General features: G+C 68.7%; 28 protein-coding genes and 1 tRNA gene (1 of these 29 running past the window's edge). 23 read left to right on the top strand and 6 right to left on the bottom strand.

Going from position 1 to position 15472, the window contains the following annotated elements:
- Positions 1-3: 3 nt before the first annotated feature.
- The 4 genes from B2742_RS10590 (at position 4) to B2742_RS10575 (ending at position 4330) form a co-directional block, all read left to right on the top strand.
- Positions 4-2532 carry a phage tail tape measure protein gene (locus B2742_RS10590; protein ID WP_292065971.1) on the top strand — a complete coding sequence of 843 codons (2529 nt, stop codon included), beginning with the start codon at positions 4-6 and terminating at the stop codon, positions 2530-2532.
- On the top strand, positions 2529-2945 hold the full coding sequence (locus B2742_RS10585) for a phage tail protein (RefSeq protein ID WP_292065968.1): 417 nt from the start codon (positions 2529-2531) through the stop codon (positions 2943-2945). The genes B2742_RS10590 and B2742_RS10585 overlap by 4 nt, the downstream gene beginning before the upstream one ends.
- Positions 2942-3928 (top strand): contractile injection system protein, VgrG/Pvc8 family, encoded by a 987-nt coding sequence (locus B2742_RS10580; RefSeq protein WP_292065965.1) that lies wholly within the window; start codon positions 2942-2944, stop codon positions 3926-3928. The genes B2742_RS10585 and B2742_RS10580 overlap by 4 nt, the downstream gene beginning before the upstream one ends.
- A gap of 108 nt (positions 3929-4036) precedes the next feature.
- Positions 4037-4330, top strand: a complete 294-nt coding sequence (locus B2742_RS10575) for an ogr/Delta-like zinc finger family protein (protein ID WP_292065962.1) — start codon at positions 4037-4039, stop codon at positions 4328-4330.
- A 597-nt stretch (positions 4331-4927) separates the two neighbouring features.
- On the opposite strand, the gene B2742_RS10570 is transcribed toward B2742_RS10575, so the two are convergent.
- From B2742_RS10570 to B2742_RS15535, 4 genes are all read right to left on the bottom strand, one after another.
- The gene (locus B2742_RS10570; protein WP_292065959.1) at positions 4928-5548 is read right to left on the bottom strand and encodes a hypothetical protein; all 621 of its coding nucleotides are present in this window, start codon (positions 5546-5548) and stop codon (positions 4928-4930) included.
- Positions 5545-5967, bottom strand: a complete 423-nt coding sequence (locus B2742_RS10565; protein WP_292065956.1) for a hypothetical protein — start codon at positions 5965-5967, stop codon at positions 5545-5547. The genes B2742_RS10570 and B2742_RS10565 overlap by 4 nt, the downstream gene beginning before the upstream one ends.
- Positions 5968-6516: 549 nt before the next feature.
- Positions 6517-6729, bottom strand: a complete 213-nt coding sequence (locus B2742_RS10560) for a hypothetical protein (protein ID WP_292065950.1) — start codon at positions 6727-6729, stop codon at positions 6517-6519.
- Positions 6726-6962, bottom strand: a complete 237-nt coding sequence (locus B2742_RS15535; protein WP_414633061.1) for a helix-turn-helix domain-containing protein — start codon at positions 6960-6962, stop codon at positions 6726-6728. Before B2742_RS15535 ends, B2742_RS10560 begins: the two co-directional genes overlap by 4 nt.
- A 97-nt stretch (positions 6963-7059) precedes the next feature.
- On the opposite strand from B2742_RS15535, the gene B2742_RS10555 reads away from it, so the two are divergent.
- Positions 7060-7395, top strand: coding sequence for a hypothetical protein (locus tag B2742_RS10555; RefSeq protein WP_292065945.1), 336 nt, complete (start codon positions 7060-7062; stop codon positions 7393-7395).
- Here B2742_RS10555 and B2742_RS10550 read toward each other — a convergent pair.
- Positions 7392-7988: a hypothetical protein gene (locus B2742_RS10550; RefSeq protein WP_292065943.1), complete on the bottom strand. Its 597-nt coding sequence runs from the start codon at positions 7986-7988 to the stop codon at positions 7392-7394. The two genes, B2742_RS10555 and B2742_RS10550, sit on opposite strands and share 4 nt — an antisense overlap.
- A 146-nt stretch (positions 7989-8134) precedes the next feature.
- Between B2742_RS10550 and B2742_RS10545 the strand changes: the two genes are divergently transcribed.
- From B2742_RS10545 to B2742_RS10460, 18 genes are all read left to right on the top strand, one after another.
- Positions 8135-8497, top strand: coding sequence for a hypothetical protein (locus B2742_RS10545; protein ID WP_292065940.1), 363 nt, complete (start codon positions 8135-8137; stop codon positions 8495-8497).
- Positions 8497-8799, top strand: a complete 303-nt coding sequence (locus B2742_RS10540) for a hypothetical protein (protein ID WP_292065936.1) — start codon at positions 8497-8499, stop codon at positions 8797-8799. The genes B2742_RS10545 and B2742_RS10540 overlap by 1 nt, the downstream gene beginning before the upstream one ends.
- A complete protein-coding gene (locus tag B2742_RS10535) occupies positions 8796-8981 on the top strand; it encodes a hypothetical protein (RefSeq protein WP_292065934.1) in 186 nt (61 codons plus the stop codon). Before B2742_RS10540 ends, B2742_RS10535 begins: the two co-directional genes overlap by 4 nt.
- Positions 8978-9382 (top strand): hypothetical protein, encoded by a 405-nt coding sequence (locus B2742_RS10530; protein ID WP_292065931.1) that lies wholly within the window; start codon positions 8978-8980, stop codon positions 9380-9382. The genes B2742_RS10535 and B2742_RS10530 overlap by 4 nt, the downstream gene beginning before the upstream one ends.
- Positions 9382-9549, top strand: a complete 168-nt coding sequence (locus B2742_RS10525; protein ID WP_292065928.1) for a hypothetical protein — start codon at positions 9382-9384, stop codon at positions 9547-9549. The genes B2742_RS10530 and B2742_RS10525 overlap by 1 nt, the downstream gene beginning before the upstream one ends.
- A 2-nt stretch (positions 9550-9551) precedes the next feature.
- A complete protein-coding gene (locus B2742_RS10520; protein ID WP_292065925.1) occupies positions 9552-9737 on the top strand; it encodes a hypothetical protein in 186 nt (61 codons plus the stop codon).
- Positions 9737-10012, top strand: coding sequence for a DUF2312 domain-containing protein (locus B2742_RS10515; protein ID WP_292065923.1), 276 nt, complete (start codon positions 9737-9739; stop codon positions 10010-10012). The genes B2742_RS10520 and B2742_RS10515 overlap by 1 nt, the downstream gene beginning before the upstream one ends.
- A 17-nt stretch (positions 10013-10029) precedes the next feature.
- Positions 10030-10179 carry a hypothetical protein gene (locus tag B2742_RS10510; protein WP_292065920.1) on the top strand — a complete coding sequence of 50 codons (150 nt, stop codon included), beginning with the start codon at positions 10030-10032 and terminating at the stop codon, positions 10177-10179.
- On the top strand, positions 10176-10316 hold the full coding sequence (locus B2742_RS10505) for a hypothetical protein (RefSeq protein WP_292065917.1): 141 nt from the start codon (positions 10176-10178) through the stop codon (positions 10314-10316). The genes B2742_RS10510 and B2742_RS10505 overlap by 4 nt, the downstream gene beginning before the upstream one ends.
- Positions 10313-12016, top strand: coding sequence for an ATP-binding protein (locus B2742_RS10500; protein WP_292065914.1), 1704 nt, complete (start codon positions 10313-10315; stop codon positions 12014-12016). Before B2742_RS10505 ends, B2742_RS10500 begins: the two co-directional genes overlap by 4 nt.
- The gene (locus B2742_RS10495; RefSeq protein WP_292065911.1) at positions 12013-12243 is read left to right on the top strand and encodes a hypothetical protein; all 231 of its coding nucleotides are present in this window, start codon (positions 12013-12015) and stop codon (positions 12241-12243) included. The genes B2742_RS10500 and B2742_RS10495 overlap by 4 nt, the downstream gene beginning before the upstream one ends.
- 102 nt (positions 12244-12345) lie before the next feature.
- Positions 12346-12753 carry a helix-turn-helix domain-containing protein gene (locus tag B2742_RS10490; protein ID WP_292065908.1) on the top strand — a complete coding sequence of 136 codons (408 nt, stop codon included), beginning with the start codon at positions 12346-12348 and terminating at the stop codon, positions 12751-12753.
- 110 nt (positions 12754-12863) lie between these two features.
- Positions 12864-13115, top strand: a complete 252-nt coding sequence (locus tag B2742_RS10485; protein WP_292065905.1) for a hypothetical protein — start codon at positions 12864-12866, stop codon at positions 13113-13115.
- The gene (locus B2742_RS10480; RefSeq protein WP_292065904.1) at positions 13115-13342 is read left to right on the top strand and encodes a hypothetical protein; all 228 of its coding nucleotides are present in this window, start codon (positions 13115-13117) and stop codon (positions 13340-13342) included. The genes B2742_RS10485 and B2742_RS10480 overlap by 1 nt, the downstream gene beginning before the upstream one ends.
- Positions 13339-13857 carry a hypothetical protein gene (locus tag B2742_RS10475; protein ID WP_292065901.1) on the top strand — a complete coding sequence of 173 codons (519 nt, stop codon included), beginning with the start codon at positions 13339-13341 and terminating at the stop codon, positions 13855-13857. Before B2742_RS10480 ends, B2742_RS10475 begins: the two co-directional genes overlap by 4 nt.
- Positions 13857-14210 carry a hypothetical protein gene (locus B2742_RS10470; protein WP_292065898.1) on the top strand — a complete coding sequence of 118 codons (354 nt, stop codon included), beginning with the start codon at positions 13857-13859 and terminating at the stop codon, positions 14208-14210. Before B2742_RS10475 ends, B2742_RS10470 begins: the two co-directional genes overlap by 1 nt.
- Positions 14207-14422 carry a hypothetical protein gene (locus tag B2742_RS10465; protein WP_292065896.1) on the top strand — a complete coding sequence of 72 codons (216 nt, stop codon included), beginning with the start codon at positions 14207-14209 and terminating at the stop codon, positions 14420-14422. Before B2742_RS10470 ends, B2742_RS10465 begins: the two co-directional genes overlap by 4 nt.
- Positions 14409-15440, top strand: coding sequence for a tyrosine-type recombinase/integrase (locus B2742_RS10460; protein ID WP_292065892.1), 1032 nt, complete (start codon positions 14409-14411; stop codon positions 15438-15440). The genes B2742_RS10465 and B2742_RS10460 overlap by 14 nt, the downstream gene beginning before the upstream one ends.
- Before the next feature lie 18 nt (positions 15441-15458).
- Here the strand turns inward: B2742_RS10460 and B2742_RS10455 are convergent.
- Positions 15459-15472: transfer RNA gene (locus tag B2742_RS10455), tRNA-Arg, on the bottom strand (it continues 61 nt past the right edge of the window).

Genomic DNA, 15472 nt, shown 5'->3' with positions numbered 1-15472 from the left:
TCCATGGACAAGAACCTCCGCCTGCTGGTCCGCCTGGACGCCATCGACAAGGCGAGCCGCCCCATGCGCGGCATCGAGAAACAGGTCCGCGCCGCCAGCGACGCCCTCAGGCTGAACCGCGCCGAGCTGAAGAAGCTCGAGGCCGCCCAGCGCGATGTCGCCGCCTTCCGCGGGCTGAAGGCCTCGCTCGAGGCCAACAAGCGCGCCATGCTCGAGGCCCAGGCCAAGGCCCAGGCGCTGGCCCGCGAACACGCCAAGGTCGAGGCACCGACCCGCAAGATGACGGCCGCCCTCACCAAGGCGCGCAGCGAGGTCAAGGCGCTGAAGGCGGCCCAGGAGGGCCATGCCCGCGAGCTCAACCAGGTGCGCGGCCGACTGGACGCCGCCGGCGTCTCTACCCGCAACCTCGGCCGGGAAGAGCTGGCGCTCCGGAACAACATCACCCGCGCCAACAGCGCGATCGACCAGCAGAAGACCAAGCTCAAGGCCCTCGGCGACCAGCAGCGCCGCAACGCCGCCGCCCGCGATCGCTACAGCCAGACCACGGCCTTCGCCGGCCAGGCCGCCGGCGCGGGCGCCGGGGCGCTGGGCGCGGGCATGGCCGTCGCCGCGCCAGTCGTCGTCGCCGGCAGGGCCGCGATCGACTTCGAGCGCGCCATGGCGGGCGTGAAGAAGGTGGTCAACTTCCCCACGCCGAAGGCCTTCCAGCAGATGAGCCGGGACATTCTGGACCTGTCCGGCCGGATTCCGGTGGCGTCGGGCGAGCTCGCCGGCCTGGTGGCCCAGGGCGCGCGCGCCGGCGTGGCGCGAGGGGATCTGCTCGCCTATGCCGAAGCCGCCGCGAAGATGGGCGTGGCCTTCGACATTACGTCGGAGGAGGCCGGAGAGATGATGGCCGTCTGGCGCACCGCCTTCGGTCTTCAGCAGCGCGAAGTGATCGGCCTCGCCGATCGCGTGAACTACCTGACCAACAGCTATGGCGGCAACGCCGCGAAGGTGTCGGAGATGATCACGCGCGTCGGGCCTCTGGCTGACGTCGCCGGCGCGTCCAGCTCAGTCTTGGCGGGCCTCGCCCAGGTGATGAATTCCGTCGGCGTTGAAGCCGAGGTCGGCGGCACCGGCATCAAGAACATGCTGCTGGGCCTGACCAAGGGCGCGGCCGCCACCCGCATGCAACGCCAAGCCTTCGCCGCCCTGGGCCTCGACGCCGGCCGGGTCGCCAAACAGATGCAGACCGACGCCGAAGGCGCCATCACTGGCGTGCTGCGCGCCGTCGCCCGTCTGCCCAAGGAACAGCAGCTGTCGGTCCTGGGCCAGCTGTTCGGCACCGAATCCGTGGCGGCGATCGCGCCCATGCTGAGCCAGCTCGACTTGGTGGAACGCAACCTGCGCGAAGTGGGCGATGCGTCGATCTCGGCGGGATCGATGCAGCGGGAGTTCGCCGGCACGGTCGACAACACCGCGTCCCGTCTCGACCTGGCCAGGAACAAGGCCAACCGCATGGCCACGATCCTCGGCGACAAAGTCAAGCCCTATGCTGACATGGCGGCCAAGGCCATCGGCGGGGTCGCCGATGCCGTATCCGCCTGGGCGGAGCGCCATCCGCGCCTGACCGGCGCGGCCATGGCTCTGCTGGGCGTGGTGGCCGGGCTGCTCCTGCTGTTCGGCGGGTTCGCGCTCGCCATCGCCGCCGTCCTGGCGCCCTTCGCCGCGCTGCGCCTGGGCCTGACCCTCGGCGCACCGCTGTTCATGTCCATGATCGGCGGGATCTGGGGGGCTGTGACCGCCACCTGGGCCTTCACCGCCGCCCTGCTGGCCAACCCACTGACGTGGATCGTCCTGGCCGTCGTCGCCGCTGTGGCCTTGCTCGCCGGCGCGGCGTTCCTGATCTATCGCAATTGGGGACCGATCACCGCCTGGTTCGGCGGCGTGTGGAACAGCGTCAAGGCTTTCACCAGCCAGGCGCTGGCGTTCCTCACCTCCGCGATCATGAATTTCTCACCGCTTGGCCTTTTCATCCGGGCCTTCCAAGCCGTCTGGCCGTTCCTGTCCGGTCTCGGCGCGAAGTTCCGCACGTTCGGCGGCCAGCTGATCCTCGGCATCATCAACGGCGTCCTCGGCGGCATTCCTCAGCTGCTGGCCACCGTCATGCGCGTCGGCGGCCGGCTGATCACCGCCTTCAAGAACAAGCTCGGGATCCATTCGCCCTCGCGCGTCTTCGCGCAGTTCGGCTCCTACACCATGGCCGGCCTCGCCCAGGGGATTGACCTGGCGCGCCGCGAACCGATCGAATCCCTCGGCCGCGTCGGCGCGGCCATGACCGGCGCGCTGGCGATCGGCGCGGGCGGTCCCGCCTTGGCGTCCACCGCCGGCGGCGTCGGCGGGCCCACGATCGGCGGCGACACCTACAACATCACGGTCAACCCGGTCGCCGGCATGGACGCGCAGGCCATCGCCGACCAGGTCATGAAGGCGATCCAGAAGGCCCAGGCCAGCAAACGCCGCTCCGAATTCCGGGATGACGACGAATGATGCTGTCCCTGGGCATGTTCGTCTTCTCCCTGCCGACCCTGGCCTATCAGGATCTGCAGCGCAGCACGGCCTGGCGTCATGCGGACACCAGCCGGGTCGGCGCGCGCGCGGCCAATCAGTTCCTGGGCCCGGGCGCGGACACCATCACCCTCGGCGGCGTCCTGGTGCCGGACGTCGCCGGCGACCCGGGCAGCATCGCCGAGCTGCGCGAGATGGGCGAAAAGGGCGGGCCCTGGGCGCTGGTCGACGGCCGCGGCAACGTCATGGGCGCCTGGGTCATCGAGAGCCTGACCGAAGGCGGCGAGCTGTTCTTCCAGGACGGCGTCCCGCGCAAGACCGACTTCAGCCTGTCGCTGAAGCACGTCGACGAACCCGCCGTCGACGAAAGCCAGCCGGCGAGCTCGGCCGCATGACGCCGGCGTTCCGCCTGGTGGTCGACGGCGTGGATATTTCCGCGACGGTGAAGCCGCGCCTGTCGTCCCTGACCCTGACCGAGAAGCGCGGCGACGAAGCCGACCAGCTGGACCTGGTGCTGACCGATCAGGACGGCCAGCTGAAGATCCCGCCGAAGGGCGCGCGGATCTCGCTCGCCCTCGGCTACGTCGGCCAGCTGGTCGAGAAGGGAAGCTTCAAGGTCGATGAACTGGAATGGTCCGGCGCGCCGGACATCCTGACGATCAAGGCCCGGGCCGCGGACTTCACGGCCGATCTGTCCACGCGCCGCGACGGCAGCTGGCGCGACACCACCCTGGGCGCGGTCCTGGGCGCCGTCGCCGGCCGCAACGGGCTCGAGGCGCGCATCGCGGCGGATCTGGCGTCGGTCGCCCTGCCCCTGGTCACCCAGAGCCGCGAGAGCGATCTGGCGCTGATCCGCCGCCTCGGCCGAGAGAACGACGCCGTCGCCACCATCAAGGACGGCAACCTGATCTTCGCCCGGGTCGGCTCGGGCCGCACCGCCGGCGGCCGCGACATTCCGTCGACCACCCTCAGCCGACGCGACGGCGATCGCTACACCTGGTCCTCGGCCGATCGCGATTCAGATCAGTCCGGATCCGGCCAGAGCCGCGGCGTTCGCGCGCGCTGGCGCAGCGTCGCCGGCGCGACCACCCACACCGTCCTGGTCGGGCCCGCCCGCGGGGCACGGCGCCTGCCGAGGATCTACGCCAGCGAGGACGCCTCGACCCGGGCCGCCCAGGCAGCCTACGACCGCCGCGCGCGCAAGAAGGCGACCTTTTCCCTGACCCTCGCCCTCGGCCGGCCCGATCTCTATCCGGAGCGCCGGCTCAAGCTGCAGGGCTTCAAGTCGATGGTCGACGAAGCGACCTGGCTGATCGAGGAAGTGCGTCACCAGCTGGGCGAGGGACTGACGACCGATCTCACGCTCGAAGCCGTCTGATGCGGCGACTTATGGTCAAGCTCGAACGCAACACGAAAGTTATTAACAGGCCGCTAGTCAAAAGGTTCCACTTATGAGAGAACAAACCGGGGCCAAGTCGGGGAAAACATGAAACCGTCGAATCCGAACACCAATCCGTGCCCTTGCTGCGGCGGTCCCTCGGTCCAGCGATCGTGCCGCACGGTCACCCCGATCTTTCGGACCCTCTACTTCGCCTGCAAGAACGAGTTCTGCGGCTGCACCTTCGCTGCCGCGCTCGAGGTGACCCATATCGTCAGCCTCAGCGCGATCGAGAACCCGCGCTACGCCCTCCCTTACCGGCCCGTGCAGCGCCGCCGGCCGGGCACGGAGCCCGTGCCGGCCAACGATCCGCAGCCGCTCGAGGCCGCCGCCGCCCACTAGCGCCTGGGCGGTCGAAGGGCTACCGCCGCGGCCAACAAGGTCCGCCAGTGGCGTTCATCGACCCATACCAGAATGCGGCCCGGAGCCGGCTCGCCTTCGGCCGACGGCTTACGCCGATCGGCATGAACACCGCTAACCCAGACGGTGCTGGCCAGGCTGGCGGTCAGAATGGCCCGTCGGGTGGCGGCCGGCTTTGCGTTCTGCATATGGTGTCTCCCTCACTCAACTTGCGGCTCCCCGGCCGCAAGCAATTCTCATAAAGCGCGAAGGTGAATCGACCGGGGCGAACGCCGCCGCCTGACGGCCGCGCGCAAATTCCAAACCCCTCCCCTGCCGAAGAGCCCGCCTTTGGTTGGGCCAGACGGCGGCGTCGGCCGCTTGTGATCGCGACAGCGGGCGTTGTGAAAGGGCGAGCGGAGCTCGCCCGCCCTGGTGGGGGCCGGTAATTCAGCGCCGGGAGCGGCGCTTCCTCTTGAAACTGCGTCGCCCGACTAGGGCGACACCGTCATTCTTCCTCGAAACATGCCGTCTCGCGACTAGCGAGACGCCCTTATGTAGATCTGGAGCCGGGATTCTCGACCCTCAGGTGATCCACGTTCAATCCGATCGGAAGCGGTCTCTCTTGGCCATGTTGTCCGCAATGCGGTTGCCCAGGCGGTCCAGCGCCTCCTGCAGGGCTGGGTCGGCCGCTTCGTGGGGTATGTCGTCCGGAGGCGGGGGCATGACCTTCTCGGCGGCCTGCAGGGCCTCCTTTGGCGCCGACAGCCAGTAGGCGTTGGTGGTCTGCTCCACCTGCGGCCCGCGGATCCCCTCGCGGCCCGTCTCGATGTAGCGCCGGCGCCAGTCCAGGAAGCCATGCTCCTTCAGCTGGCGCTTCCAGGCGTGGATGACCTTCTCCGGGACGTTCAGCTTGTAGGCGAACCACGACACCGGGTGGTCGAGCTTGCCGCGGTACCGGACCGCGATGTTGCACATCAGCTTGTAGAAGCCGATCGCGCCGGCGCTGATCGTGCCTCGGGCGCCCCATCGCTGCCCGGGCTGGCGCAGCTTCTCCCGGTACATCTCGAGCGCCAGCAGCTGGCGGTTGGCCTGGCCCTTGGTCAGGGCCCGCCAGTTCTCCCGGCCGGCCGGCCGGCTGTTGCGTCGCACGGGCGCGAAGGTGCGGCGGTGGAAGGGCTCCCGGTGCCGGAAGCCGCCGTCGATCGGGACGGCGGTCATGACGCCGCTCCCGTTTCCATCGAGGCGCGGGCCTGGCGCAGCAGATCCTCATGCTCGAGGCACATCTCCTCGATGCCGCGCTTCTCGTTGTCGCTCAGCTCGCCGTCCTCGGCCGCCAGGCGGATGGCCCGCTGGATGGCCACGCCGCCCTCGCCGATCAGGAAGCCGACGGCCTCCAGGCGCGCCGCCGGCGTCTTGGCCGGCCGGGAGTGGAACAGGAACGCCGAATAGACCGGATTCTCGCAGCGCGACTCCAGCTGCTCGATGATGTCGGCGGGCATGAACACCCCCGAATTGAAGTCGCGGTAGGCATAGAGCTGCGAGCGCTCGACCCGGGTCACGGGTTTGCAGCAGGCGTCGACGCCGCCGCAGGCGTCGATGAGCGCTCGCGCCAGCAGGGTGTGCTGTGTCGCGTTCATGGTGGATTCGCACCTTTCGAATCCGCCTGACAGCCGGCCGGGTCGGGGCGCACGACATCGCTCACGCGGCGAGCGGTGCCGCGCGTTGAGCAAAAGGCGTCCCGATGACCGTCCGTAAGGCGGCCATGGTTGGCTGTGATGAGGGCAAGGCGAGAGCGCTGGACCGCTGTGGCGGGAGACAGGGCGGGCGCGTTCCTGGTCGCGAAGCTCCGCCCCCGGCGGGTCATGCGATCAGGGAGCCGCGACGGCGCGACCGCTCACGGGCGACCGGCGCTCTCGCTTTGCCGATGTGGGCAGGCACTGCGCGGGGGCGGGGGCTCGATGGCGCGCCGTCGACGACGGCGCGCGCTCAGCGTTCGAACCTCCCGTGCCCCTGTCGCTCGCGGTCCAGGCACAGCTGGGCCAGCAGCTGGCGGCGCAAGGCCGTCAGCCGGGCGCAGATCCGCGCACACCGAATCAAGTGCAGGATTTCGTTAACCTTTGGGACGAATCGGGAACTGTCCGGATTCGGACTGACGGAGCGGAGCAAGGGCGCGACGCGCCCCCCCGTCACAGCCGGCTGTCCGATGCGGCAAACATCATCCCGCCGCCGCGAGGGGAGCCTGTTACAGCCACGGCGGCGGGACGCTCGGCCGGTCCGGTCAGGCGGGCGGCGAGATGGGGAAGGTCAGAGGACAGCGGGCCCTCGGGCGATCGCCGGACGCACTGCTGGGTGCATTCGGCCAGCCAGGCGCAGTCGTCGCAGGGCTCGCCAATTTTCATGCCGGGGCCCCAGCTTCCTGGTGGACCACGCGGACGTCATGAAGATCGGGGCGCAGCTCGCGGACAGGCACCTCGCCGGCGCTCAGCCGGTCCATGGCTATGGCCAAGTCGGTCGGCCACGGGTCAGCTCCGCTTTCCAGCGTGCTGATTCGGCCCTTCGAGCGGAGGCGTAGCCGCGTGGCCAGCTCAGCTTGGGACCAACCCTTTGATTTTCGGAAACTCGGGACATCCATGAGTCCCGATGGTTCTGTTATTCTAAACTCTCTGTCAAGGCGCCGAGTTTGGAATTGTCGGGGCGACCCGGAAACCGCATCGGACGACAATCAGGCGGTGACCAGTACGCCCGATCCAGATTGGCATCTACAGGAGTGGATGGCCTACTTCAGGAAGCGGCAAGCCGCCCTCGTCAACGAACTCGGCTGGAACAAGAGCCGGGCGAACATGGTCTTCCACGGGAAGCAGCCCTACCAGCGGGCTGTCGTGAACGAGATCTCCTCTTGGCTGGGCATTGAGCCGTTCGAGCTGCTGATGCCGGTGGCTGAGGCCCTGGCTCTCCGACAACTTCGCTCGGCCGCACAGGCCATCGCCGCTGGTCAGCCGATGGCCATGTCTGCTGAACCTCGGAACGCCTTCGATCCCGCCCCGCCACGGGCGCCGCGGCGTTAGCGAATCAAGGCTCGCCTGCAGAAGCTAGGACTTTCCGCCGATCGGACTTCATCGGCGCACCAGGCCGTCAAGACTTCGCGCCCCTGCCTCGACGATATCGAGACATCCGACGAAAGGTCGGGGATCCTGGAGCTATTGAGGTTGTCGTAGTTCGCCCGCCGCAGGTCAGCAGCGGAATAGGTTAGGTGAAAAAGCCTGATCTCGACATCTTCTCCAAGCCGGTCCGTTCCCGGCACTGATACCGCGAAGCGCACGGTGTCCAGCGGCGGTGCGTCCTCGGGAGCGCCGGCCTTCAGATCCCGGCCGACCTGTTCAATGGCCATCGCCGCGCCATCAAGCCAGCCTTTGTCGTCCCAGGAGTTCGCAATCTTCAGCTCGACCGCTAGTTCACCCCCGAGGCGAGTAGCCGACTGAACCGATTGATCGCTTCGAAGAACCGACCCCTCCGGAGCGCCCTTCGCTGCGGGGTTTTCCGGTTCCCCGGTGCACATAGCCAGCGCCAGGCCGATGCCGCCGAGAATCAGCACGAGGCACCCGCAGCCGCCTGCAATCTTCTTTGGGTCCGTGGTTGCCTTGGCGTCCGCTTCAGTCATGGTCTCTCCCCCTATCGAGACTTTGAGAGCCCGCTGCGCCTGCCCCGTCAACGTACGTTGCGGATTGGTTTAGCTGTTCTGAACTTTTCTGCTTGACGTGAAGGTTTAGATTTGCAGAACTCCCCCTCACGTTGAGAGGGGTCGCCATGACAATCTGTTCGCCGCTGCCGCCACACCTGCAGGATCCGATCGAGAGGATCCGCGACCAGGTCGAACTGATCGTCGACGGCGCCGCCTTGCACTTCGAGATCGGCCGCAACGCCGCTCTGGCCCGTGCGCTCCTCGACCCTATGACGGCCGAGGCTGACCCGCGGGCTGTGTTGCTGCTGGTCAGCGCCGTCGGCCAGCTCGACGCCGCCGACTCCATGCGCGATCGCATCCGGCAGGGCCACGAGCTGAGCGGCGACAGCGAGCGCGGCATCGATGATCTGGTCTTCGACGCTTGGGACAGCCTGTGCTGGCTGGCCGCGCCGGATCAGGTCGACGGCCAGGCCCGGGCCGTCGCCTGATGCAGGCCGCGGCCGCCCTTCCCTCCCGTGACGCCGTCCTGCAGGGCGGCCTGATCCGCCGCTTCTGCAGCTGCGGACTGCAGAACCACTGCGTCTGCGGCCTGCCCCGGCCGGCCTCGGGCTGGACGGTCGGCCGGCTGTCGATGCTGCGCGAGCTGATGCGGGAACATGGCTCGATGACCATCGCCGCCCAGCTGCTCGGCGAGACCACGCACAACACCAATCTCGCCCTCGACGCCATGCTCGGCCGCACCCCGACCCACGCCCTCGCGGTGCTGGAAGCCAAGGCGAAGCGGTCATGAGCTGGGTCATCCTCGACAAGCTCTGCACCCACGACTTCGACGTCGTCAGGGATCCGATCGGCGGCTTCAAGACGAAGCGCGAGGCGGTGGACTTCTACATCGAGCGTCTCGAGCGCGAGCGCGCCGATCTGGCCCGCGCCATGCGCAAGGCCCGCCAGATGCGTCGGAGGGCCAAGGGATGATCGCCGCACAGCTCATGCGGCCGCCGGCGCGAAAGCTGCCCGCACCATTCGAGGCCGCCCTCTGCGCCGCCCTGACCGCCATCCAGGTCGCCGCCCGGGGCGATGACCCGACCGAGGCCGCGGCGGCCTTCCTTGAGCCCCTGCAGGACATGCGCCGGCGCTTCGAGACTGCCGGCTATCCCGTCCAGGCCGCCCATGTCGCGGCCGCCTGCCACGCCCTGTCCACGCCCCGCGCGGTCAAGCCCGGTGACTTCGACGACGAAGCCCTCGAGCGCGAGCGCTGGGCCGTCCTCGATCAGGCGCAGGGCCATCTGCAGGACGCCCTCACCGCCGACGCCTGGCGGCCCGTCATGGACGTCGAGGCCTCCGTCGTCGACGGCGACCGGATGGAGCTGGCCTGATGGACCGCCCCGCTCCGATGACCGCCGGCAAGATCGACTGCCCGCGCTGCGGCTCGCGCCTGCTCAACCCCGTCACCCTCCGCTGCTTCTGCAGCGCCGAGTTCACCGTCGAGGGCCTCGCCTACTGGCGGACCCTGCCCCTTGCCCAAGCCTTGAGGACGTCCTGACCATGAAAATCCGCGACCTGATCGCCCACCTCGAGAGCCTGGCTACGCCGGACGGCGACGTCTTCGCCCAGGGCGAGGACGGCGTCCCCTTCCTGCTGCTCGGCGGTTACACCGGCGAGACGTCCCGCAACGAGCGCTACGTCGTCCTCGCCTCGCGCAGCCTGACTTCCCAGGAAGGGGGCTTCTGATGGCCAACGACGCATCCTTCGACGCCTCGGCCGACGTCCTGACGTCCGCCGCCCAGGGCCGCCTCCGGACCATCGTCGAGCGCCTCGAGCGGCTCGAAGAAGACAAGGTCGCCGTCATGGCCGACCAGAAGGAGGTCTTCGCCGAGGCCAAGGGCGAGGGCTACGACGTGAAGATCCTGCGCAAGGTCATCCGCATCCGGAAGCAGGACAAGGCCAAGCGTCAGGAAGAGGACGCCATCCTCGATCTCTACCTGTCAGCGCTGGGTGAAGTCTGATGCGCCGGACCGCCTCCATGTTCGATCTGCGCCATCACGACGGCCGCCAGGGTGGCGACCCGGGTCCGGTGCATCTGCAGCCGCCCGCGGCCGCGCCGATCGACGAGCGGACCGTCGACCTGGCCATCCGCCGGCTGCGGGCCCGTCTCGGGACGTCGGCGCCATGAACCGCCCACCCGTCACCGCCAGCCCGTGGGTCATCGCCGCCGTTGTCTTCTGGCTGGCCGGCGCGGCCCTGATCGTCGCCTGGGCCGCCGGCGTCGATCAGCCCCTGCCCGCCCCGCCCAGGAGCGCCGCCCGATGACCCGCCGCCCAGCCTTCCCGCTGCCCGATGCCCTGCTCGAGGGCGACATCGCCATCCTCGGCAAGAAGGGCGGCGGCAAGACCGTCACCGGCAAGAACATCGTCGAGCGTCTGCTCGAGCTGAAGCACCGTGTGGTCATCCTCGATCCGCTGGGCGTGTGGGCCGGCCTGCGCACCTCGGCCGACGGCAAGAAGCCGGGCTATCCCGTCGCCATCTTCGGCGGCGAGTTCGGCGACCTGCCGCTCGACGCCGGCGGCGCCGCCGCCTTGGCGGCCGTGCTGGCCACCGAGAACCTCCCCGCGGTCATCGACCTGTCGGAGCTGTCGAAGGCCGATCAGAACCGCTTCGTGGGAGCCTTCCTGGCCGAGCTGCGCCGGGTCAACAAACAGGCCCTGACGCTCGTCCTCGAGGAGGCCGACGTCTTCGCGCCGCAGAACCCCATGGGCGACGATTCCAAGCGGGTCCACGCCGAGATCGACTGGATTGCCCGCCGCGGCCGATTCAAGGGTTTCCGCCTGCTGACGATCAGCCAGCGGCCGGCGCGCCTGTCCAAGGACGTCCTCACCCAGGCCAACGCCCTGATCGTCCACCGGCTGCCCGCGCCGCAGGACCGCGACGCGGTCAAGGCATGGGTCGACGGCAACGGCGACGTCGACCAGGCCCGCGAGGTCTTCCGCACCCTCGCCGGCCTCGAGGTCGGCGAAGCCTGGGTCTACGCCCAGGACCCCGCCATCCTCGAGCGCACCCGCTTTCCGCTGATGAGGACGCTGGACACCAGCTCGACGCCCAAGGCGGGTGAGGCCCGCATCGAGCAGAAGTCCCTCGCCCAGGTCGACGTCGCGGGATTGCGCGCCGCCCTGACAGCCGCCGTCGTCGACAAGCACCCGGGGGCGAAGGCCAAGCCGCAGCTCGCGGCCGACGTCGCGGCAATCGAGGCGGCGGCCGACGCCCGCGGCTACGAGAGAGGGCGGCGCGAGGCGGAGCATGAGGCGCGCGGCAAGGCGCAGTTCGTCGCCGGCGACGTCGCGGCCGCGATCGAGAAGCATTTCGGCCCGATCACCATCGGCCGCGATCGTCAGGTCCAGCCGTCACAACCTGCGCCGGTACGGCCGACGGTCCAACATTTCGCCGCGCCTGCAGCACCAGCTGCTCGGCCGGCTGTAGCGCCCTCGAAGGCCGAGCGCCTGGACGTCGCGCGCACTGCCCTCGCCTCTGCCGAGGTTCTCACGCGGCCACAACAGGAGCTCTTGTCCGGGCTGGGCTGGTGGCTTGACCTGGGCCACGGCAGCGTCACGCGCCCGCAGCTGGCGGCCATCATCGGCTGGAAGTCGAAAGGCTCGCATCTGCGTAACCGGCTGTCTGAATGCCGAGGCCTCGGCCTGATCGACTATCCGACGTCAGGCACGATCGCCCTCACGGTCGAGGGCCGCTCGGCCGCGCCGAAGATCGCCGGCGGCGGCGACCTGCACACCCGCATGCGGGCCACCTTCTCGCAGCCTCAACGCCTGATGTTCGACGCCTTGCTCAACCAGGGCGGCGAAATGTCCCGCCGCGCCCTCGCAGCCGAGCTGCGCTGGGAAGAGGGCGGCAGCCACCTCCGCAATCGTCTTTCCGAACTGAAGTCCATGGAGATCGTCCGCTACCCGGCCAACGGCCGCGTCGCGCTCCAGGAGTGGGTTCTCAATGGAGCGTCACAGTGACCCAGCACAACATCATCGGCCGCGAGCGCGGCGGAGCCCACGTCCTCGTCAGCACCATCCGCCGACGGAGGCGCAGCCATGTCGTCGAGGTGATCCTGTTTCACCTGAAGATCGGCGCGATCGGCATCCCCGCGGGCCTCTTCGACATGTGGCTCGGCCAGCCGATCGCGCTGGGTGTCGTCGTGGGCGTGCTGGTCGCCTGGCAATTCTGGCCGTCCCGCAAATGAGAGACCGCCGCCCCGCCCTGGCCTTCCTGGCCATCTGCCTCTTCTACGGCCTGACCCACCTCGCCGTGGCCATTTTCCAACCTCTGACCGGAGTTCACTGACATGCCCCGTGGCAAGCCCAACGGCCCCGACCCCATCGACGTCGCAGTCGGACAAGCGATCGCCGCTCGCCGGCTCCGCCTCGGCTTCAACCAGACCCAGCTGGGTTCGGCGATCGGCGTCACCTTCCAGCAGATCCAGAAGTACGAGAAGGGCGCGAACCGCGTCTCGGCCTCGATGCTGGTCCGGACCGCCCGATTCCTGCGCTGCGCCCCGGCCGACCTTCTCCCGGTCGGCGAGCCGTCGGCCGAAACCGACCCGGCCATGGCCGTCATCGCCACCCGCCAGGGCGCCGAGCTGATCGATCTGTTCGGCGACATGGCTGACGATCAGAAGGCCTCGATGCTTTCAGTGGCCCGGGCGATCGCCAGCGCCACCGCCCTGAAGGGCGCGCTGAAGGACGCCGCGTGATGCCGGCGGTCCGCCGCACCTGCCGCGCCTGCGGTTGCTGGGATCTGCGCGCCTGCGAAGGCGGTTGCTCCTGGATCGCGGCCGACCGCTGCTCAGCTTGTCCCGAGCCCGTGCCCCTGACCCTGCCGATCAATCAGGAGCATGTGGTGGCCGCCTCCCTGCTTGAGGTGGACCGCAAGGTCACCGGCGCCGTCGTGGCCATCACCTACCGCGCCAGGGAATTCCCCAACCTGGTGGTCACCGTCGCTGAAGCGCCGGGCCAGCCCGAGGATGTCCACGTCTACGTCGGCGCGCTCGAGGTGCCGCGCGATCGCGCCGACCAGGTGGCCGATCTGCTCAACGAACGGAAGGAAGCCGCCTGATGACCGCCGCCGTTCCCCTCGATCTGGATTGGCTTATGGCCATCCATACCGACAAACGCCTTTTCCTGACCACGGCCGACCGTTCCGGCTTCATCTTCATGGCCCGGGAAAACCCCGCCGACGAGGCGCAGACGCCGACTGTCGAGGCCGGCTGCGCCTATGTCACCGAACTGATCCGTCTGGCCCGCATCGGCCAGAACGAGGAACGCCGAGGAGCCGCAACATGATCGCCGCCACCGGCCGGCCGGACTATGACGCCAGCGTAAAGCTGGCCACCCTCACGCCGCAGGAGCCGATCTTCGTGCTGCGCGCCGGCGACATGTGCGCGCCGGCAGCCGTCCGCGCATGGGCGGCGCTTGCCCACGCGGCCGAGACGCCGATCGCCGCGCTCGAGCTGGCCCTGCAGCAGGCCGATCGCATGGAGAAGTGGCCCACCCGCAAGCGGCCCGACGGCCCCGACCTGACACACGATCAGGCCAAACAGCTCGAGTACCAGTTTCAGCGGCGCGCCTGGGCCACCCGTGACGCCGTGCCGTCGGTCGACATTGTCATGGCAGAACAGCTCGGCCGAAGCGCCGTCGTCGGGCCGCTCCGTTCAATCCTCAGCGAATACGAGGCCGCGCTCGAGGCCGAGTCTGATCTAGGCCCCCCGCTTCGTCGGCTCTTCGCCCTGGTAGGCCGCGACTACGACGCCCTGGAAGCTAGGCTCGAGGTCTTGAACAGCCCGGCCGCCGCCGGCTGATGAGCCCCGCGGCCGCCCAGGAACTGCAGCTTTGCTACTCGGCCAGTCTGGTCGAGGGTACGTTCGCGACTGCCGGCGACCGCCTGATCAACGCCGAAGCTCTACAGAGGGCGCTCTGGCGCCACCGCGCCGAGATCCACCAGCTGATCGTCGAGCGCGAGGCGGCCGACATCTTCGCCGACCAGCTGATGAAGGCCCTGCGGCCCTTCGCCAAGGCGGCGTCCATCCTAGCGCCCGGGCAGAATCCCGTCCTGATCAGCCTGCCCAGCGCCACGCCGGCCGGCCGAACCTTCGTCCAGCTGCGCCCGGCCGACTTCCGCATGGCCGCCGACGTTCTGGGGATGGAGCTATGACTCCTCCGAAGCCCTCGGCCCGGCGCCTGACGGCCCTGGCGCAGCGCGCCATCGATCGCGCCATCGATGGCGGGCAGCATCAGGTGTTGATCGACGAGTTCGGCCGAACCCGCATCTTGCCTTTGGGCGTCACTCCGGACCACGCTGATACCGACGCGCTGGACGCGGAGATTCGCGGGCACCTCGAAAGCGATGGCGATGCTCGACATTAAGGGCGTCCATATCGTCACGGCGAAGGGCCGGACATACGTCTACGCCTGGCGCGGCGGGCCGCGGCTCATGAGCCAGCCGGGAACGCCCGAGTTTGTCCAGGAGCTCGCCGATCTGGCCGCCGCCCGTAAGACCGGCGACAAGACGAAGATCTCCGGCCTGGTCGCCAGCTACAAGGCCAGCGACGACTGGAAGGGCCTCTCCGACAAGACCCGCAAAAACTGGACGCCCTTCCTTGACCGGATCCAGACCAAGTTCGGCGGCCTCAGCATCGGGGCGTTCGACCGGCCGCTAATCCGCGTCGCCATCCGCAAATGGCGTGACGAGATCAAACACACGCCCCGCCAGGCTGACATGGCCCTGCAGGTGCTGTCCCGGGTGCTCTCCTTCGGCGTGGCCGAGGGCCGCCTGCAGGCGAACGCCTGCACCGGCATTCCGCGAATCTACAGCAGCGACCGATCGGAGATCATCTGGACCGACGAAGACATGGCAGCCGTCGCCGCGAAAGCGTCCAAGGAGGTCATGTGGGCCGTGCGCCTCGCCGCCCTGACCGGGCTGCGCAAGAGTGACGTCCTGCGGCTCTCCTGGACCCACGTCCACGCCAACTCCATCGAGATCCGCACGGGCAAGAGCGGCGAGCGGAAAACGGCGGTCATTCCGCTCTATGCCTCGCTCCGCGCCCTGCTGAAGGAAATTCCGAAGCGCGCCACCACCATCTTGACCAGCACCGACAGGATCAGCTGGAAGACGGGCTTCGACGCCTCCTTCATCCGCGCCAAGAACGCCGCCGGCGTCGACAAGCATTTTCACGATCTGCGCGGGACGGCCGCGACCAAAATGTTCCTGGCCGGCCTGACCATCCGCGAGATCGCCGAGATTTTCACCTGGTCGGAAGACCACGTCGAGCGGCTGATCAACGTCTACGTCAAGAAGGACGAGCTGCTGCTGGACCGGATTCGCCGGATCGATGAGCTCGAAAGCAGAACGCCACCTGTAAAACCGGCTGTAAAACCGTCATGACCAGATCCGCTAGAACCGTGGCGCGCCCAGCA

The organism is Brevundimonas sp. UBA7664 (genome assembly GCF_002483305.1).
In the GTDB taxonomy this organism is placed as follows: Bacteria; Pseudomonadota; Alphaproteobacteria; order Caulobacterales; family Caulobacteraceae; genus Brevundimonas.
Note: the sequence above shows the minus strand (reverse complement) of the source record. Positions and strands in the feature narration are given on the sequence as shown.

Coding starts and splice junctions, on each gene's coding strand:
- B2742_RS15535 (WP_414633061.1), bottom strand. CDS start 6,962: ATGGATGTCCCGAGTTTCCGAAAATCAAAGGGTTGGTCCCAAGCTGAG.
- B2742_RS10480 (WP_292065904.1), top strand. CDS start 13,115: ATGACCGCCGCCGTTCCCCTCGATCTGGATTGGCTTATGGCCATCCAT.
- B2742_RS10585 (WP_292065968.1), top strand. CDS start 2,529: ATGATGCTGTCCCTGGGCATGTTCGTCTTCTCCCTGCCGACCCTGGCC.
- B2742_RS10525 (WP_292065928.1), top strand. CDS start 9,382: ATGGACCGCCCCGCTCCGATGACCGCCGGCAAGATCGACTGCCCGCGC.
- B2742_RS10475 (WP_292065901.1), top strand. CDS start 13,339: ATGATCGCCGCCACCGGCCGGCCGGACTATGACGCCAGCGTAAAGCTG.
- B2742_RS10465 (WP_292065896.1), top strand. CDS start 14,207: ATGACTCCTCCGAAGCCCTCGGCCCGGCGCCTGACGGCCCTGGCGCAG.
- B2742_RS10545 (WP_292065940.1), top strand. CDS start 8,135: ATGACAATCTGTTCGCCGCTGCCGCCACACCTGCAGGATCCGATCGAG.
- B2742_RS10565 (WP_292065956.1), bottom strand. CDS start 5,967: ATGAACGCGACACAGCACACCCTGCTGGCGCGAGCGCTCATCGACGCC.
- B2742_RS10550 (WP_292065943.1), bottom strand. CDS start 7,988: ATGACTGAAGCGGACGCCAAGGCAACCACGGACCCAAAGAAGATTGCA.
- B2742_RS10590 (WP_292065971.1), top strand. CDS start 4: ATGGACAAGAACCTCCGCCTGCTGGTCCGCCTGGACGCCATCGACAAG.
- B2742_RS10470 (WP_292065898.1), top strand. CDS start 13,857: ATGAGCCCCGCGGCCGCCCAGGAACTGCAGCTTTGCTACTCGGCCAGT.
- B2742_RS10490 (WP_292065908.1), top strand. CDS start 12,346: ATGCCCCGTGGCAAGCCCAACGGCCCCGACCCCATCGACGTCGCAGTC.
- B2742_RS10460 (WP_292065892.1), top strand. CDS start 14,409: ATGCTCGACATTAAGGGCGTCCATATCGTCACGGCGAAGGGCCGGACA.
- B2742_RS10570 (WP_292065959.1), bottom strand. CDS start 5,548: ATGACCGCCGTCCCGATCGACGGCGGCTTCCGGCACCGGGAGCCCTTC.
- B2742_RS10510 (WP_292065920.1), top strand. CDS start 10,030: ATGTTCGATCTGCGCCATCACGACGGCCGCCAGGGTGGCGACCCGGGT.
- B2742_RS10520 (WP_292065925.1), top strand. CDS start 9,552: ATGAAAATCCGCGACCTGATCGCCCACCTCGAGAGCCTGGCTACGCCG.
- B2742_RS10580 (WP_292065965.1), top strand. CDS start 2,942: ATGACGCCGGCGTTCCGCCTGGTGGTCGACGGCGTGGATATTTCCGCG.
- B2742_RS10560 (WP_292065950.1), bottom strand. CDS start 6,729: ATGAAAATTGGCGAGCCCTGCGACGACTGCGCCTGGCTGGCCGAATGC.
- B2742_RS10535 (WP_292065934.1), top strand. CDS start 8,796: ATGAGCTGGGTCATCCTCGACAAGCTCTGCACCCACGACTTCGACGTC.
- B2742_RS10505 (WP_292065917.1), top strand. CDS start 10,176: ATGAACCGCCCACCCGTCACCGCCAGCCCGTGGGTCATCGCCGCCGTT.
- B2742_RS10515 (WP_292065923.1), top strand. CDS start 9,737: ATGGCCAACGACGCATCCTTCGACGCCTCGGCCGACGTCCTGACGTCC.
- B2742_RS10500 (WP_292065914.1), top strand. CDS start 10,313: ATGACCCGCCGCCCAGCCTTCCCGCTGCCCGATGCCCTGCTCGAGGGC.
- B2742_RS10530 (WP_292065931.1), top strand. CDS start 8,978: ATGATCGCCGCACAGCTCATGCGGCCGCCGGCGCGAAAGCTGCCCGCA.
- B2742_RS10540 (WP_292065936.1), top strand. CDS start 8,497: ATGCAGGCCGCGGCCGCCCTTCCCTCCCGTGACGCCGTCCTGCAGGGC.
- B2742_RS10575 (WP_292065962.1), top strand. CDS start 4,037: ATGAAACCGTCGAATCCGAACACCAATCCGTGCCCTTGCTGCGGCGGT.